Raw genomic sequence first — 14,514 nt, 5'->3', positions numbered from 1 at the left:
TGCCTTTCGGGGAGTTCAGGAGGTGAGGAAAGTCTTGAGTTCGTGGACGAGTTTGGTGATGTGACCGGAGATCACGGGCGTGCCGAGATCCTTGAAGCGCTCGCGGAACCAGGGATTGACGCTGCCCCGTCCGGCGCTGGTGACCGAACCGACCGGGATGAACTTCGCCCCGGACCGGTGGATCGCGGCCATGCTTTCGAAGAGCTGCTCGACGCGGGTCTCGTAGAAGTCGGAGATCCACACCACCACGGTGTTCGCGGGCTCGGCGATCTTCGGCTGGGTCAGCCCCATCGCGACCATTCCGTCGTTGCCGCCGCCCAGGTTCGTGCGCAGCAGCGTTTCGAACGGGTCGTGGACCCACGGCGTCAGGTCGAGCGCCTGTGTGTCGTAGGCGATCAGGTGAACGTCCACTTTGGGCAATCCGGCGAAGATCGAGGCCAGCACGGCGCAGTTGACCATCGAGTCCACCATGGAACCGGATTGGTCGACGACCGCGATGAGGCGCTGTGGCGTGGTCTTCTTCGCGGTCTGTTTGTAGTAGAGGCGATCGACGTAGAGCCGTTCCTCTTCCGGGCTCCAGTTGGTGAGGTTCTTCCAGATGGTGCGATCGAGGTCGAGGTTGCGGAACACCCGTTTCGGCGGGACCGAACGATCCACCTTGCCCGTCGAGGCTTTCTCGACCTGGGTCCGCAGGACCTCCGCGATCTCGTCGACGTAACGCCGGATGAGCGACTTGGCGTTGGCCAACGCCACTCCGGACAGGTTGTCCTTGTCCCGCAACAACTGTTCGATGAGGGACATACTCGGGCTCAGCTTCGCCGCGAGCGCGGGATCGGCGAGGACCTCGCGCAGATGCATCCGTTTGACCAGGTCCGCCTCGATGTCGCCGAGGTCCGGGCCGATCGCCGGGAGCAGGGTGCTCAGATCGGGTGTGCCGCCCCCGCCGGTGCCGCCGAGCCCGGTCGGGGCGCCACCGGGACGACCACCGCGCAGTTCACCCGGACGGCAGCCCAGCGCGCGCTCAAGCCAGCCCGCGTCGGACTGCCAGCAGGACAACCGGCCGGCGGTCACCGTATGCGGCGGCTGAGCGAAGACGTTGAGCAGCACCTTCGACACGAGCGCCGCGCGCCGCACTTCCGCCGCCTTGTCCCGGCTGTCCTCGGCCTCGGGGACCATCAGCCCGTCGAACTCGGCGGCCAGCTCCGGATGGCGCTGGACGACCGAGTCGACCGCGACGTTCGGATCCAACAGGGCCGACGGCAAGCCGATGTCCTCGACCACGGCGACACTCGCCGACTCGAGCGCGGCCTGCTCCTCGGTGTCGAAGAGCCGGGCGAGCAGCCGCCAGTACAGGACCTGGCGGCGGTTGTCCTCGGGTTCGGTCATTTCCGCAACAGCCTTCCGGCGCGCTCGCGCAGTACGGCCGCGGCGTCGGTGGCCGCCTTCTCGGCTTTCACCCCGGCCTTGTCCGTGGTGCCGCCGGCCCAGGCTCCGGCGTGCACGGCGGTGGTCTTCTTCCGCACGGTGGTCTCGACGGCGAGCGGCTGGAGACGGAATCCGCCGTCCCACCGCATGAGACCGATGCACGCGCTGGAGCTCGCGACACCCTTCGGCGTCAGCGGACCGGCCGCTGGAATGCGGTCCGTCTCGACGGGGAGCCGATTCCCGGCGAAGGTGAACGTGACCTCGTCTTCGTCGCCCTCGATGTCGTAACCCTCGAGGAAGACAGGGACGGCGATCCGCACCGGATGCCGGTCCAGCGGAGCGACCACCGGCGTAACGGCCTTCGGCAGGGTTACGCGCGCCGTGGAGAACGCGTCCGCGGGCTCGCCGAGGCGGGCGTGCTCGTCCTGCCAGAGCAGGTCGCCCTCGGCGGTGACCGGCATGCCGGTGAGGTCCATCGAGCGACCCTCGCTGATCGCCGAGAGCAAGGAGAGATGCGGACGCAGAAGCTGCCAGATCCCGGCACCGATGATCGTGTCCGGCTTGGGCACGGTCACATTCGCCCGCACGAGACGGGGCGCCGTACCGTCTTCGGGTTCGAACACGGCGTGGACCTGGGCCTGCGCGGCCGTCGAATGTTCAAGGAGGTCGACCCCGAGCGGCAGCAAGCGGCCGGTGACCATTCCGATCTCCGGCGCCGCTCCGGGCAACGTCAGAACCATCGCACGCGACCACAGATCGCCCCAGCGCCGGACGGGGACGCGTTCCAAAGCCGCACCAGGGCACGACGCCGCGAGCTCGGCCGCGAAACCGTCGAGCAGGACGGCCGGCCGACGCAGGCTCGGTTCGGCCAGCAGCGCCGAAATCACCTGCGCCGAGCCCGAGATGAGGTCATGGTCGATGCCCTGCCAGCCCGCTCGGGCCAGATCGGCGAGCCAGGAACGAGCGGCGGCCAGCAGATTCGGAGACTCTGCCTCGGCCCCTTGCCGGATCGAATCCTCGCCCTGTGGCCGGCCAGTCGCTTCGACGAGACGGGCGAAGACCGCGTCGTGCACGGAGCCGAACACCGCGATCCTCGCCGCCGCAAGGGAAACGAAGTGCTCCTCCCCTGCTGCCCCTGCCGCGGTCTTCTCGGCCGCCTCCGCGACGCGCGCCGCCAACGGCGACCCCGCGACGGCTTCGGCGAGCCCTGTCAGACCGGCGATCTTCTGAGGACGAAGCAGCCCAGCGACGAGCACGTCGTCGAAGGCGTCGACAACCGCCAGCGCCTCGTCGAGACCGGCGATGGGATCGGCGAGCAGATCGATGCGCATCAGACCACCGCCCTGGTCGACGGGAACCACTGAAGCTCCGGCACCGGCGCCGTCGACGCTTCGAATTCGAGGTATGCCAAGTGCCGCAAGAATTGGCTGAACACGGAAGCCGCGGCGGTGCTGTCACCCTGCGACGGCCGTGTCGCGCTCATCGTCTGCGAAATGGCCTGCGCTGTCGGCTCGGGAGCTTCGACGCGCAGGTACCGCGCCACCCGCTCGGCACCGTATTGAAGGGTGGATTCGTTGATCAGCGCGAGAATGTGGTTGCAGAACATTCCCCGCGCCCCGCCACAGGGCCGGTTGTTGTTGGTACTACAGGAGAATTCATACGTGCTCGCCGTGACCGACGAGACGTACACCCGCCCGATGTCCGATCCGCTGGACACCACGCCCTGCACCCGTCCGTCGGCCAGTTCGACGAACGGGACCTTCGCGAGCTTGCGCGGGCGGGCAGGTGGCAACACCCTGGCCGTGCTCGCTCTTTCCCAGTCTGACAACGCATCTTCTCCTTGCGGGGTGCCTCGGTGGGGACTGGGATGAACCTAGCGGGAGGCACCGACAGTTTTGATCACATCCGAAGTTTCGCGAGCTGAACGGCCAGATCGGCGAGGCCGTCGGCATGGAAGTCGAACCGATCCGTCTCGGACGGCGGGTCGCCGACGGGCCTGGCGACGTAGGCGGTCCGGAGACCGACGCTCTGCGCTCCCCTCAGGTCCCACGCGTGGGTGGCGACCATCAACAGCCGCTCCGGCTTCGTTTTGGCCACGTCAACGGCCAGTTCGTAGACCGCCGGGTCCGGTTTGTAGGTCCGCGCCTCCTCCGCGGAGAGCGCTTGATGCCAGCGGAGGCCGGCGTGGGCGTTGATCCGGAGCAGACTCGTCCGGCTGGCGTTGGAGAGCCCGATCAGCGTGTGGCGTTCAGCGAGCTTGGCCAGCCCTTCGACGGAGTCGGGCCACGGCGAGAGCTTCGGCACCACGTCCGTCTTAGTGGCAACCTGGGCGGCTTCGCGGTCGAGAACGTCGCTCGGGGCGTACGGCCTCTCCCCCGCGACGATGCGCCGCTGCTCGGTCTCGACGTGGCCCTGCCACAGCCTGACCAGTTCATCGGCGTCGGCATCCGGCGCGGCCTGCCGAACGGCCGCGCGGATCCCGGCCGGCTCGTCGACGAGCGTGCCGAGGATGTCGAACACCAACGCGTCGATCTCCACGGTGAACCTCCCGGTAAAGGTTAAAGTGTCGGTTAACCGCGAACGTACGAGAGGTCGGTAAGGGATGCAAGTAGCGTTAGACGATTACGTCTGGGCGGCGGGCGTCGCTACCGACCTGGTCAACACGGCGCCTGAGGTGTGGCACGGCGAGGACAAGCTGCCTGACCTGGCGTCGCTTGTCGCCTTCGCCGAGCTGCACTCGATACCCGTGATCACGCGGCCCAGCGATCTGCGCGCCGTTCACCGACTGCGCGTCGCAGTGCGCGATCTGATCGACCAGCCGATCCATGATCGCTTGATCAACGGCGCGACCGCACTCACTTCGACGGCCGCCCAGGTCACCCTCCTAGCCGGTGCCGGGAACGCGCGATGGGCCGTTTCGCTGAAACCGACCGCGACGACTTCGGACGCGTTGTCCCTGGTCTGCGGCATCGGGATACTCGGCGTGGTCCGGACTCTCGGCACAGAACGATTCCACGCCTGTGGCGCGCCCACCTGCCAGGGCGCGTTCATCGACACCACACGCCCCGGACGGCGCCGTTATTGCATGCCGGGACTTTGCGGAAACCGCGTCAACGTCGCCAACCATCGGGCCCGTCGAGCGGCGCACCAGCCTCGGACGAAGTCCGTATAGTGCAGGGCATTGTAAGTGCGAGTCTCGTCTTGTCGGACTTTGGAATGGACTCATGTACATCAGATCAGACTCGGTACTCAAATACTTACTACTTGCCATTCACGAACAGGCAAGTGACGACGAGGTTGCCCAGGCAATCATGGACACACTTGAGCACATTGGGACTACTAGCCCATACCGAGGAGGACGACAGCTTCTCAACCTCCTACAGTTCGCCAAGAGAACAGCACAAGACAGGAACGCCGAACACGCCGCCCAGGGATTGATTGACGCCTTGGCATACGCAAGCGGCAAGATGCTCGAGGAGGACTTGAATCACAAGTACCCGCTCTACTCAGGAAGCGGACAAGACGATACACAGATGCTTGAACGCACCGTGAGCGGCGTAACAGCCTTGGCAGCACAAGAGATCGCGGACTACCTCAAGAGCAACCCCGGCGCCTCAGGCGAAGACCTAAGGGACTACTTTGCACGACAAGGTCAGAGGCCGCTCCGCTTCGCCCGCGCGAGGCGCCAAGGACACTATGGCGCCTTTCGCATACGGTCAGACATAGCCGCTTGGATAGTAGACGTTTTGGCCGACAGAATCGACTATGTTCATCATTTCGGCGAAATCCGGCCTTCACTCGATGACCTGCTCGCATTGCCAGATGTCGACACCATCTTGACTGCGGCGCAAATCACCCGGCGCCGACGACAACTAGCGGAGTTACGACAGATCGTCGAGAATCGTTACAGCTCAGAGGAACAAATCCGTAAATCCTTGTCGAAATCCTGGTGGATTTTCGGAGGAAAATTCATCGGCGAACTCGCCCGGCGCCGGCTGACAATTGGCATGGAGGCCGACATCCCGCTCCTTCGGCCAGACGGCGTACTGCATATTGTCGAACTAAAAAAGGCAAATGTCGAGATCATCAAACAGTATCGAGGCGGATACGTTCCAACTTCCCCCGTGCACAACGCCGTTGGCCAGGCCGCGAACTATCTACGACAACTCGACGAAGACCGCAACGAGATAACCGAAAGGCTCGGCGTGGAGACAAGCAGATCGTTTGCAACAGTAGTGATCGGACACCCCATGTTCCAGCCTGACCACGTCGAAGCATGGCAGATAAACGGCGCCCTGCGTACCTACGGGAGCCATCTGAGCAGGATCGACATCATGACATACGCAGAACTCTTGGACAGCGCTGAACGATCACTGGACCTGGAAGACGACGCTAACTTTAGCTCATGAGACTGGAGTCGAACGAGGAGTCATCTACGCCATCGGGCACCACGGGCCCTCCCCGACAAGCCGCCGGAGAGGGCCCCGCTACAACCGAACCTCAGACCCCGGCGATCTGCTGGATCCAGGGCCGGTACCGCGTGATGTTGGTGTACGCGGTCGTCGTCTGCCGGTCGCTCGTCGACGCGACGCCGACCTGACGGCCGGAGGCGAACATCGGGCCACCCGAGTCCCCGCCGGCGGTGATGCCGTCGCCGCGGCGCGCGCACACCGCGATGCCGCCGTTGTAGTCACGGCAAGAGACCGACGTGACCGAGACGTTGGCGACCTTCAGGTAGCGCGACTGGCAGTTGATCTCCGAGCCGCACTGGCTCGTCGCGCCCCAGCCGTAGACCTGCACGGTCTGGCCGACGGAGACGTTGGCGGTGGTACCCAGCGGCGAGTAGGTGGCGTTGACCGATGTCGTCAGCTTCACGATCGCGAGGTCCGCGCTCGGGTGGCGGGTGACGGTCGATCCGGTGGCCATGGTGCCGCCGCTCTGCTGGTCGAGGCTGCCGATCCGGAAGGTGAACGTGCCGCTGCTGGCCACGCAGTGCTTCGCGGTCAGGATGTACTGCGGCGCGATGATCGTCGAGGTACAGGTCTGCCGGCCGTTGGCGAAGAGCCTGGCCGCCCACGGGCCGCTCGACGCGTTCTGGCCGCCGATGATCATCGGCTGGACGTCGGAGGACGGTTCCGCGGCGGATGCCACGGGGGCGGTGACGCCGAGCAGTGCCGCGAAGGCGGTGCCGGCGATCAGTGCGAAGGAGCGCAGTCGCATGGTTCCGACTCATTTCTGCGGCCGGGATTCGGCCGCGCGATGGGGACGGGTGTGCTGATTCTGGGACGCGGCACGAGAAACCGGACACCGCCGAAAGTCGTGCAATAGGTACTTATCTCTTCGCCACGGCCACCGCTAAGTGCCCCTCTAGGTACCGGAACCACCCGCAGGTTACGACGCCCGGCGTCCGTCCACTTGAGACAGATGGCGGCATAACTCCAGGGACATAACCCGACGCCGGGGCTTCCCGAAAACGCTTCCCGCCGACAGAATCGCCACCATGACCGCAGCACAGTGGACCCCGACCTACGGCGACCCCTTCGAGCCGGTGCCCTACCGTCCGGCGCGTATGACCGCGGAAGAATCGCTGGCCATCGCCGCCGATCTGCGCCGTCGCATGGACAGCCGCCGCACCGTGCGGATGTTCTCGACCGACCCGGTACCCGAGCAGGTGGTCGTCGACGCCATCGCGGTGGCCTCGACCGCGCCCAGCGGCGCGCATCAGCAGCCGTGGACGTTCGTTCTCATCGAAGACGCCGCGACCAAACAGCGGATCCGTGAAGCCGCCGAAGAGGAGGAACGCGTTTCGTACGAGGGCAGGCTCGGCGAGGAGTGGCTGTCCGCCTTGCGCCCGCTGGGCACCGACGCGGTGAAGACCCACCTCACCGACGCCCCGTACCTCATCGTGGTCTTCCAGCAGCGCTACTTCCTCGACGAGGACGGCACCAAGCACAAGCATTACTACGTCGACGAGTCGGTGGGCATCGCGGTCGGCATGCTGCTCACGGCGCTTCACCTCGCCGGACTGGCCGCGTTGACGCATACGCCGTCGCCCATGCGGTTCCTCGGCGAACTGCTCGAACGGCCACAGAACGAGAAGGCGTTCGCCGTCATCCCGGTCGGCTATCCGGCGGACGACTGCGTGGTGCCGAACCTGGTGCGCAAGTCGATCGACCAGGTGATGATCCGCCGCTGACGCCAAGCGTGACCCGGGTGTGTACGCGCACCCGGGTTGCGCGAAGCGGCCGCGAACACACAGTCAAACTGCGCATTAGTGCAGTTTACTGCTCACTTTGGCGCATCTCTTGACATATCTGGCGGCGATTGGACAAAGTCTGGGCACCTAAGGCGACACGAAGGAGTGTTCTTCATGGCCGACCTGCCCTCTGTCTCCCGGCGGACACTGTTCGGTGGCGCGCTCGCCGCCGGGGCGCTCGCCGCGATGCCGGCGAGCGCCACCGCCGCGGAAGAAGCCGCGATCTCGCCCCGCCGTCCTGGTCAGCGCAGCATGATCGGCGTCCCGTTCGAGCGGCACCAGACCGTCCGGATCGGGATGATCGGTCTCGGCAACCGCGGGATGTCCATGATCGGCGGCTGGAGTGCCGTACCGGGCGCCGCGGTCACGGCCGTCTGTGACATTCGCGCCGAGCGCGCGAAGGCCGCCGCGGACAAGCTCGCCGCCGCCGGGCGTCCGCGTCCGGCCGAGTACGGCGGCTCCGCCGACGCCTACAAGAAGATGCTCGCGCGCGACGACATCGACCTCGTCTACATCGCCACGCCGTGGGAGTTCCACTACCCGCAGGGCAAGGCCGCGCTGCTGTCCGGCAAGCACGTCGGCGTCGAACTGCCCATCGCCACCGAGCTCGACCAGCTGTGGGACCTCGTCGACACCAGCGAGCAGACCCGCAAACACCTGTTCCTCGCCGAGAACTGCAGTTACGGCCGCAACGAGCTGGCCATCCTCAAGATGGCGCACCAGGGTGTCTTCGGCGAGGTCACCAACGGGCACGGCGGTTACCTGCACGATTTGCGCGAGCTGCTGTTCTCCGACACGTACTACACCGACGCGTGGCGCCGGAAGTGGCACACCCGCAGCACCGCGAGCTTCTACCCGATGCACGGCCTCGCGCCGATCGCCGCCTGCATGGACGTCAACCGCGGCGACCGGTTCGCCACGCTGCGCGCCACGGCGACCGAGCCGAAGGGGCTCGCCGACTACCGGAAACGCCACATGCCGCCGGGCCACCCGTCGTGGAACGAGACCTACATCAACGGCGACCTGGTGACCTGCCTGATCGAGACCGAGCAGGGCCGGATCATCCGCGCCGAGCACGACGTCAGCTCGCCGCGCCCGTACAGCCGCATCAACAGCCTCGCCGGCAGCCGCGGCATCGTGGAGGACTACCCCGCCCGGATCTACGTCGAGCCCGACCACAGCGGGCACGCGTGGAAGGACTTCGGGCCGTACCGGGAGCGCCACGACCACTGGCTGTGGAAGAAGCTCAAGGACGACCCGAACCTGGGCGGGCACGGCGGTATGGACTACGTGCTGCAGTGGCGGATCGTGCAGCAGATGCGCGCCGGGCTGGTGCCGGACATCGACGTCTACGACTCGGCGGCCTGGTGCTCCCCCGTGCCGTTGAGCGTGGTCTCCCTCGCGCGCGGCGGGAAACCGGTGGCGGTACCGGACTTCACGCGCGGCGGCTGGACGAAGCCCCGGGCGGGGCTGGACTCGCAGCCTTCGGAGATGCCCGGCTAAGGCATTCCCCGCAGGTAGGCCGCCAGCGGCCGGGTGAACTGGTCGACGCCGGCCGGGGTACCCGCCTCGACGCCGTCGAGGGAGCGTGCGCCGGCGAACCGGTCGAACAGCAGGCCTTCGATCAGGCTGATGAGGTCCGCGCTCGCCGTGCCGGGATCGGACGCGCCGAGGGCTTCGCATAACCGCGTCGCGTGTTCACGGGAGAACAGGGACCGCGCGAGAATTTCGTGGAGTTCAGGGAAGCCGGCGAGTTCGATCGCCAGCGCATAGCGGGCGGTGACGTGATGGCGGCGGCTCACCAGAAGGTCGTCGAGCCATGCCGCCATCGCCCGCGCCGCGGCGGTGCGGCCGGCGACGGCGGCGTGCGCCAGGCCGGTCAGCTGGAAGCGGTGGGCGGATGTGTCCGCGATACGCCGGACCACCGCTTCCAGCAACGCCTGGCGCGTGCGGAAGTAGTACGACGTCGAGCCGCGCGGCAGATCCAGCCGGACGTCGACGGCGCTGTGCGTCAGACCGCGGATTCCTTGCGAGGCGAGGACTTCCGTCGCGGCTTCGGCGATGCGGGTCCGCCGGTCAATGGACTCCACAATGGACCTTCCCGTCGGACAGCGCGGTGAGCCTGCTCCGGATCCGGTCCAGATCCGGGACCTCCGGAGGGTCGCGGAAGAGTTCGTCCAACGACGCCCGCGCGTAGACGGCCAGTTCCACGCCCTGGTCGACGAGGATGTCGATCAGGACCCGGAACCGCATCGTGGCGTCGGCCCCCGCCGTCCTCAACGGCGGGACATCGGTGATGGTCCACCGGTGGTGGCGCGCGGCCAGATCGAGGTAATCCCCGGTCGACATCTCCGTGGTCGCGCAGAGCTCGTCGAAACCGAACGTGACACCGGACGTCGTCTCCGGTGGCAGGCCGACGACGAATCGGCCCGGCCTGGTTCCCGGCAGCCGGTAGTCGTTCTCGCCGTCGAGGCGTACGACGTCGAGATGCGTTCGAAGCGCCGTCACGACAGCCTCGATCTTGTCGTGGAAGAGCGGATCCGGCAGCAGCCCTTCCGGTGGGTAGTTCGACGTCGCGACCAGCGTGATCTTCCGGTCGAACACCGCGTCCAGCAAGCGCCGCAGAAGCATCGCGTCGCCGATGTCGTGCAGGTGGAACTCGTCGACGCACAACAGCGAGAGCCGGTCCAGCACCGCGGCGACGGCCCGGTCGATCCCGCCGAGGTCGTGCGCGGTGGACTGCAGGTGCGCGAGCAGGTGGTGCAGATGCCATCGGCTCTTGCGGCCGGGCGCGGCGGCGTGGAAGGCGTCGAGCAGCATCGTCTTGCCTCGCCCGACGGAACCCCACAGGTAGACACCACGCCGGCTGCGTGGCACCTCGTCCAGCAGCGCCGCGACGGCGATCTGACCGGAGTCCAGCTCTATGCCCATAGAGGAAGCCTCTATGGGCATAGAGGGCCGGGCAAGCGAAGGTGATCGAGAGGACACTCAGCCGTCGGCCGTGTACCGGGGAACGACCCGGAAGACCCGGAGGTCCCTCGGGGTCCCCTTGGCCCGGAAGTTCCGGCGCGGCCGCACGGTGAAGATGTCCTGGTCCAGTTCTTCGACGACACTGGCGCTGGCCAGGACCTCGTCGCCGTCGGCGGCGGCCATGATCCGGGCGGCGATGTTCACGTCGACGCCGAGGTAGTCGTCGCCGACCCGCTGCGGATTCCCGCGGTGCAGCCCCGCGCGCAGGTGGGGCAGGTAGCCCTCGGCCTTGATCACGCCCACGGCCGAGCACGTCTCGTAGGCGGCGTTCACCGCCTCGCCCGGGTCGGCGAACACGGCCATCACCCCGTCGCCGAGTCCCTTGACGACACTGCCGCGGTGCCCGGTGACGATCGACTCGGTCACCTTGGAGACCTCTCGCAGCAGCTCCAGCACGCGGTCGTCGCCGGCCTCCAGCGCCCAGGTCGAGAAACCGACGAGGTCGGTGAACAGCACGGTGATGCCGTTCGCGGACAGTGGCGGGGCGCCGGAGCGGCGGACGGCCTGCCACGCCTGGACCGCGGCCAGCCCCAGCTCGCGGGTGACGCTGGGCCGGTCTGCGCCCGCTTCGGCGAGCAGGCGGGCCAGCCGATCGGACGAGCGTCCCGCCGACGGCGCCAGCGGCTCGCCGTTCCCGGGGACGAGCCCGCGAAGGAACCGCGCGCCGCGCACCAGTTCGCCACGCTGGTCCGTCGCACGCAGGAACCGGCGCGTCCGGAGGTGCCACGGCTCAGGTCGTTCGGTCACGATCAAGACGATAGTCGTTCGCCGCGCGGACGGAGCACCTGTCACCGGGGTGACAAGAACACGGACGACGTTTCCCCTTTCCTCCTTCGCATGACAATTCGGGAACTCACAATTCCACATACGCGTGACAAGATCGAAGCGTAAATAAAACGCGAGAGATCTTTTCCTTTCCTCGTTGGTGACTTTCCACCTAGATTCGGTTTCGAGCCCATTCAACGACGAAAGGACCTGACATGACGGAAACCCTCGTACGGAAGGGTGTCCGGCGATTCCGCGCGGCCGGGATCGCGGCCGTGGTCGCCGGAACCGTAATGCTCACCGCGGCGGGAACCGCGGCCGCCGTCGAAAAGAATCTCACGTACAAGGGCGGCTTCCCCATCATCGGCGACCAGAAGGTGGCAGTGGTGGTGAAGGCGGAAATCCCCGCGACGGCGAAGGCCGGTGAGCCGATTTCGGTACCGTTCACCCTCGACGTCGATTCCGGCCAGGCCGCCGGTGACGGGCTCCGGCTGGTCGGCGCCAAGAAGCTCTCCGGCACCATCAGCTCGAAGGTGAACATCGCGCTCGGCGAGCAGAAGGTGTCGGTCCCCATCGAGCTGCCGATCCCGGACACCGAGGTGCCCGCCGAAGGTCCGCTCAAGTTCACCGCGACGGGCAAGGTCGACTTCACCATCCCGGCGGGGACCCCCGCCGGTGAGGCGACCAGCAGCGTGGACGCCGCGGCGACCTCGCATATCGTCACCGACAGCTCGCTCGGCGAGTTCGACGTCAACCTCACCCTCGACCCGCCCGACCAGGACGCCGTCCTCGGCAAGACGACCGTCAGCTGAACACCCGTCTTCCCCCGGCTCGCCGAGCCGGGGGAAGACGCGTCTTGACCTCCAGCGCACTGGAGGTCGCAGACTCTCGATCATGTGGATTTGCGACAGGTGCGGTATCGAACACCCAGCCACCCCGGAGCCGCCCCGATGCGTACTCGACCGAGGTGAGGTCGGCATCGAGGAAGCCGGTGACCTCGGCGCGCACACCGGACGCTGGTGGACGCACGAAGAACTGATCTCCGCGCCGCACAAGACCTTGCACCGCGATCACGGCCGCGGCCTGCACAGCGTCAAACGGGACCCGCACTTCGCGATCGGGCACTGGTCGTTCATCGCGACGACCCCGGCGGGCACCCTGCTCTGGGATCCGCCGTCCTGGTTGGACACCGAAGTGCTCGACGTCGTACGCGGTCTCGGCGACGTCGCCGTGATCGCCACCAGCCACCCGCACATGTTCGGCGCCCAGCTCGGCTGGAGCCGTGCGCTGGGCGGGGTCCCGGTGCTGGTCAACGAACGCAACCGCGAATGGCTGCCCGCACCCGATCCGGCGTTCGAGTTCTGGGACGAGCACGTGGAACCCTTGCCCGGCCTCGATCTCGTCCGGCTCGGCGGGCATATGCGCGGCAGCGCCGTCGCCAGGACACCGGACGGCAGCATCCTGGCGGGCGACACGATCTCGGGCGGGCTCGCGCCGGGCTGGGTTTCGTTCCAGCGCAACTTCCCCAAGCACATCCCGCTGTCGGCGGCCGTGGTCCGCCGGGTCGTCGACCGGCTCGACGACTTCACCTACGACCGGCTCTACACCCTCGGCGGCGACACCATCGACCAGGACGCCCGCACCGTGGTGCGGCGAAGCGCCGAAACCCATATCCGGTGGGTGAACGGCGACTTCGACCACCTCACTTGACCGCGGCGTTCTCCTTGGCCTTCTCCTTGCGGCGGAAGAACAACGCGATGACGCCCGCCATCCCCATGAAGAACGCGACGGCCCACATGCCTGGCCGGAAGCTGCCGGTCAGTCCCTGCAGCCAGCCGACGAGGTAGGGACCCACGAAACCCGAGAGGTTGCCGAAGGAGTTGATCAGGCCGATCCCGGCGGCCGCGCCGACCCCGGTGAGGAAGGCGTTCGGCAACTGCCAGAACACCGGGACCGCGGTGAACACGCCGACCGCGCAGAGCGTCACCGCGGCCATCACCAGCAACGGCGAACCCAGGTAGAGCGCGGCGGCGATCGAGACCGCGCCGACGAACGCGGCGATGGCGACATGCCCGGCCCGTTCGCCGGTGCGGTCGGAATGGCGCGCCCACAACACCATGGCGACCGCGGCGATCGCATACGGGATCGCCGTGATGAGCCCGATCTCGACGATGCTGTAGGTGGTCTGGAACTGCTGCTGGAAGCCCTTGATCACCTGTGGGAGGAAGAACGCGAGCACGTACAGGCCGAAGATGATTCCGAAGTAGACGGCACTCAGCGCGAGCACGCGCGGATCGGTCAGGGCCGACCGGGTGCTCACCTCGTGGCCGACCTCGCGGGTGTCCTCCGAGTCGAGGGTCGACTGCAGCGCGGTGCGCTGGTCCGGGGTCAGCCATTTCGCGTTCTTCGGCCGGTTCGGCAGCAGGAACAGCACCGCGATACCGAGCAGGATCGAAGGAACGCCCTCGGCGAAGAACATGAAGCGCCAGCCCGCGTCGAAGCCGAGAGCCCCGTCGCCGTGCTTGATGAGCAAGGCGGAGATGGGGCTGCCGATGACCGACGAGAGCGGGACCGCCAGGAAGAACAGCGCGACGATCTTGGCCCGCACCTTCCGCGGGAACCAGTAGGTCAGGTACAGGATGATGCCGGGGAAGAACCCGGCCTCGGCGATGCCGAGCAGCACCCGCACGATGTAGAAGCTGATCTCGCCCTGGATGAAGGCGGTGGCCGAGGCGACGATGCCCCAGGTGACCATGATCCGCGCGATCCAGACCCTGGCCCCGACCTTGTGCAGGATCACGTTGCTGGGCACCTCGAAGAAGAAGTACCCGACGAAGAAGAGGCCGGCACCGAGCCCGTAGGCCGCCGAGCTGATGCCGAGGTCGGCGTTCATGGTGAGCGCCGCGAACCCGACGTTGACCCGGTCGAGATAGTTGAGCAGATAGAGCAGCCCGAGGAACGGGACCAGCCGGATCATCGCTTTGCGGACCGCTTGCGCGGTGGACACCTCTGCCGTCTGTTCGTCCATCCGCGGGAGT

Annotated in this window: 15 protein-coding genes; 6 read left to right on the top strand and 9 right to left on the bottom strand. The window is 67.0% G+C overall.

Annotated elements, in window-relative coordinates:
* Positions 1-15 precede the first annotated feature (15 nt).
* From ACIBTM_RS19000 to ACIBTM_RS18985, 4 genes are all read right to left on the bottom strand, one after another.
* A complete protein-coding gene (locus tag ACIBTM_RS19000) occupies positions 16-1,386 on the bottom strand; it encodes a VWA domain-containing protein (RefSeq protein WP_395878284.1) in 1,371 nt (456 codons plus the stop codon).
* A complete protein-coding gene (locus ACIBTM_RS18995; protein WP_395878282.1) occupies positions 1,383-2,756 on the bottom strand; it encodes a hypothetical protein in 1,374 nt (457 codons plus the stop codon). Before ACIBTM_RS18995 ends, ACIBTM_RS19000 begins: the two co-directional genes overlap by 4 nt.
* Entirely contained in the window at positions 2,756-3,253 is a 498-nt protein-coding gene (locus ACIBTM_RS18990; RefSeq protein ID WP_395878280.1) for a hypothetical protein, read from the bottom strand. Before ACIBTM_RS18990 ends, ACIBTM_RS18995 begins: the two co-directional genes overlap by 1 nt.
* A 71-nt stretch (positions 3,254-3,324) precedes the next feature.
* Positions 3,325-3,963, bottom strand: a complete 639-nt coding sequence (locus tag ACIBTM_RS18985) for a haloacid dehalogenase type II (RefSeq protein WP_395878278.1) — start codon at positions 3,961-3,963, stop codon at positions 3,325-3,327.
* A 64-nt stretch (positions 3,964-4,027) separates the two neighbouring features.
* Between ACIBTM_RS18985 and ACIBTM_RS18980 the strand changes: the two genes are divergently transcribed.
* Both ACIBTM_RS18980 and ACIBTM_RS18975 read left to right on the top strand, forming a co-directional pair.
* Positions 4,028-4,597, top strand: coding sequence for a CGNR zinc finger domain-containing protein (locus ACIBTM_RS18980; RefSeq protein WP_395878276.1), 570 nt, complete (start codon positions 4,028-4,030; stop codon positions 4,595-4,597).
* A gap of 52 nt (positions 4,598-4,649) precedes the next feature.
* Positions 4,650-5,834, top strand: a complete 1,185-nt coding sequence (locus ACIBTM_RS18975) for a Shedu anti-phage system protein SduA domain-containing protein (RefSeq protein ID WP_395878274.1) — start codon at positions 4,650-4,652, stop codon at positions 5,832-5,834.
* A gap of 91 nt (positions 5,835-5,925) precedes the next feature.
* Here the strand turns inward: ACIBTM_RS18975 and ACIBTM_RS18970 are convergent, their stop codons facing one another.
* Positions 5,926-6,645, bottom strand: a complete 720-nt coding sequence (locus ACIBTM_RS18970; protein ID WP_395878272.1) for a S1 family peptidase — start codon at positions 6,643-6,645, stop codon at positions 5,926-5,928.
* Positions 6,646-6,925: 280 nt separating this feature from the next.
* Here ACIBTM_RS18970 and ACIBTM_RS18965 point away from each other — a divergent pair, with 280 nt between their 5' ends.
* Entirely contained in the window at positions 6,926-7,621 is a 696-nt protein-coding gene (locus ACIBTM_RS18965) for a nitroreductase family protein (RefSeq protein WP_395878270.1), read from the top strand.
* Between the two features lie 174 nt (positions 7,622-7,795).
* A complete protein-coding gene (locus tag ACIBTM_RS18960) occupies positions 7,796-9,184 on the top strand; it encodes a Gfo/Idh/MocA family protein (protein WP_395878268.1) in 1,389 nt (462 codons plus the stop codon).
* Here the strand turns inward: ACIBTM_RS18960 and ACIBTM_RS18955 are convergent.
* From ACIBTM_RS18955 to ACIBTM_RS18945, 3 genes are read right to left on the bottom strand one after another with little or no spacing between them, the layout of a single operon-like run.
* Positions 9,181-9,771: a TetR/AcrR family transcriptional regulator gene (locus ACIBTM_RS18955; RefSeq protein ID WP_395878266.1), complete on the bottom strand. Its 591-nt coding sequence runs from the start codon at positions 9,769-9,771 to the stop codon at positions 9,181-9,183. The two genes, ACIBTM_RS18960 and ACIBTM_RS18955, sit on opposite strands and share 4 nt — an antisense overlap.
* Entirely contained in the window at positions 9,758-10,612 is an 855-nt protein-coding gene (gene zapE, locus ACIBTM_RS18950) for a cell division protein ZapE (protein WP_395878264.1), read from the bottom strand. Before zapE ends, ACIBTM_RS18955 begins: the two co-directional genes overlap by 14 nt.
* A 57-nt stretch (positions 10,613-10,669) precedes the next feature.
* The gene (locus ACIBTM_RS18945; protein WP_395878262.1) at positions 10,670-11,464 is read right to left on the bottom strand and encodes an adenylate/guanylate cyclase domain-containing protein; all 795 of its coding nucleotides are present in this window, start codon (positions 11,462-11,464) and stop codon (positions 10,670-10,672) included.
* Positions 11,465-11,691: 227 nt separating this feature from the next.
* Between ACIBTM_RS18945 and ACIBTM_RS18940 the strand changes: the two genes are divergently transcribed.
* Together ACIBTM_RS18940 and ACIBTM_RS18935 are read left to right on the top strand one after the other, a co-directional pair.
* Complete coding sequence (locus ACIBTM_RS18940) at positions 11,692-12,288, top strand: DUF6801 domain-containing protein (RefSeq protein ID WP_395878260.1); 597 nt, start codon at positions 11,692-11,694, stop codon at positions 12,286-12,288.
* Between the two features lie 82 nt (positions 12,289-12,370).
* Positions 12,371-13,186 (top strand): hydrolase, encoded by an 816-nt coding sequence (locus ACIBTM_RS18935; protein ID WP_395878258.1) that lies wholly within the window; start codon positions 12,371-12,373, stop codon positions 13,184-13,186.
* Here ACIBTM_RS18935 and ACIBTM_RS18930 read toward each other — a convergent pair.
* Positions 13,179-14,504 (bottom strand): MFS transporter, encoded by a 1,326-nt coding sequence (locus ACIBTM_RS18930; RefSeq protein ID WP_395878256.1) that lies wholly within the window; start codon positions 14,502-14,504, stop codon positions 13,179-13,181. The genes ACIBTM_RS18935 and ACIBTM_RS18930 overlap by 8 nt on opposite strands.
* Positions 14,505-14,514: the final 10 nt, after the last annotated feature.

Source organism: Amycolatopsis sp. NPDC049868, from assembly GCF_044461365.1.
GTDB lineage: Bacteria > Actinomycetota > Actinomycetes > Mycobacteriales > Pseudonocardiaceae > Amycolatopsis.
This window is presented reverse-complemented; position numbering and strand designations above follow the sequence as displayed.

Coding starts and splice junctions, on each gene's coding strand:
- ACIBTM_RS18940 (WP_395878260.1), top strand. CDS start 11,692: ATGACGGAAACCCTCGTACGGAAGGGTGTCCGGCGATTCCGCGCGGCC.
- ACIBTM_RS18965 (WP_395878270.1), top strand. CDS start 6,926: ATGACCGCAGCACAGTGGACCCCGACCTACGGCGACCCCTTCGAGCCG.
- ACIBTM_RS18970 (WP_395878272.1), bottom strand. CDS start 6,645: ATGCGACTGCGCTCCTTCGCACTGATCGCCGGCACCGCCTTCGCGGCA.
- zapE (WP_395878264.1), bottom strand. CDS start 10,612: ATGGGCATAGAGCTGGACTCCGGTCAGATCGCCGTCGCGGCGCTGCTG.
- ACIBTM_RS18975 (WP_395878274.1), top strand. CDS start 4,650: ATGTACATCAGATCAGACTCGGTACTCAAATACTTACTACTTGCCATT.
- ACIBTM_RS18995 (WP_395878282.1), bottom strand. CDS start 2,756: ATGCGCATCGATCTGCTCGCCGATCCCATCGCCGGTCTCGACGAGGCG.
- ACIBTM_RS18930 (WP_395878256.1), bottom strand. CDS start 14,504: ATGGACGAACAGACGGCAGAGGTGTCCACCGCGCAAGCGGTCCGCAAA.
- ACIBTM_RS18960 (WP_395878268.1), top strand. CDS start 7,796: ATGGCCGACCTGCCCTCTGTCTCCCGGCGGACACTGTTCGGTGGCGCG.
- ACIBTM_RS19000 (WP_395878284.1), bottom strand. CDS start 1,386: ATGACCGAACCCGAGGACAACCGCCGCCAGGTCCTGTACTGGCGGCTG.
- ACIBTM_RS18980 (WP_395878276.1), top strand. CDS start 4,028: ATGCAAGTAGCGTTAGACGATTACGTCTGGGCGGCGGGCGTCGCTACC.
- ACIBTM_RS18935 (WP_395878258.1), top strand. CDS start 12,371: ATGTGGATTTGCGACAGGTGCGGTATCGAACACCCAGCCACCCCGGAG.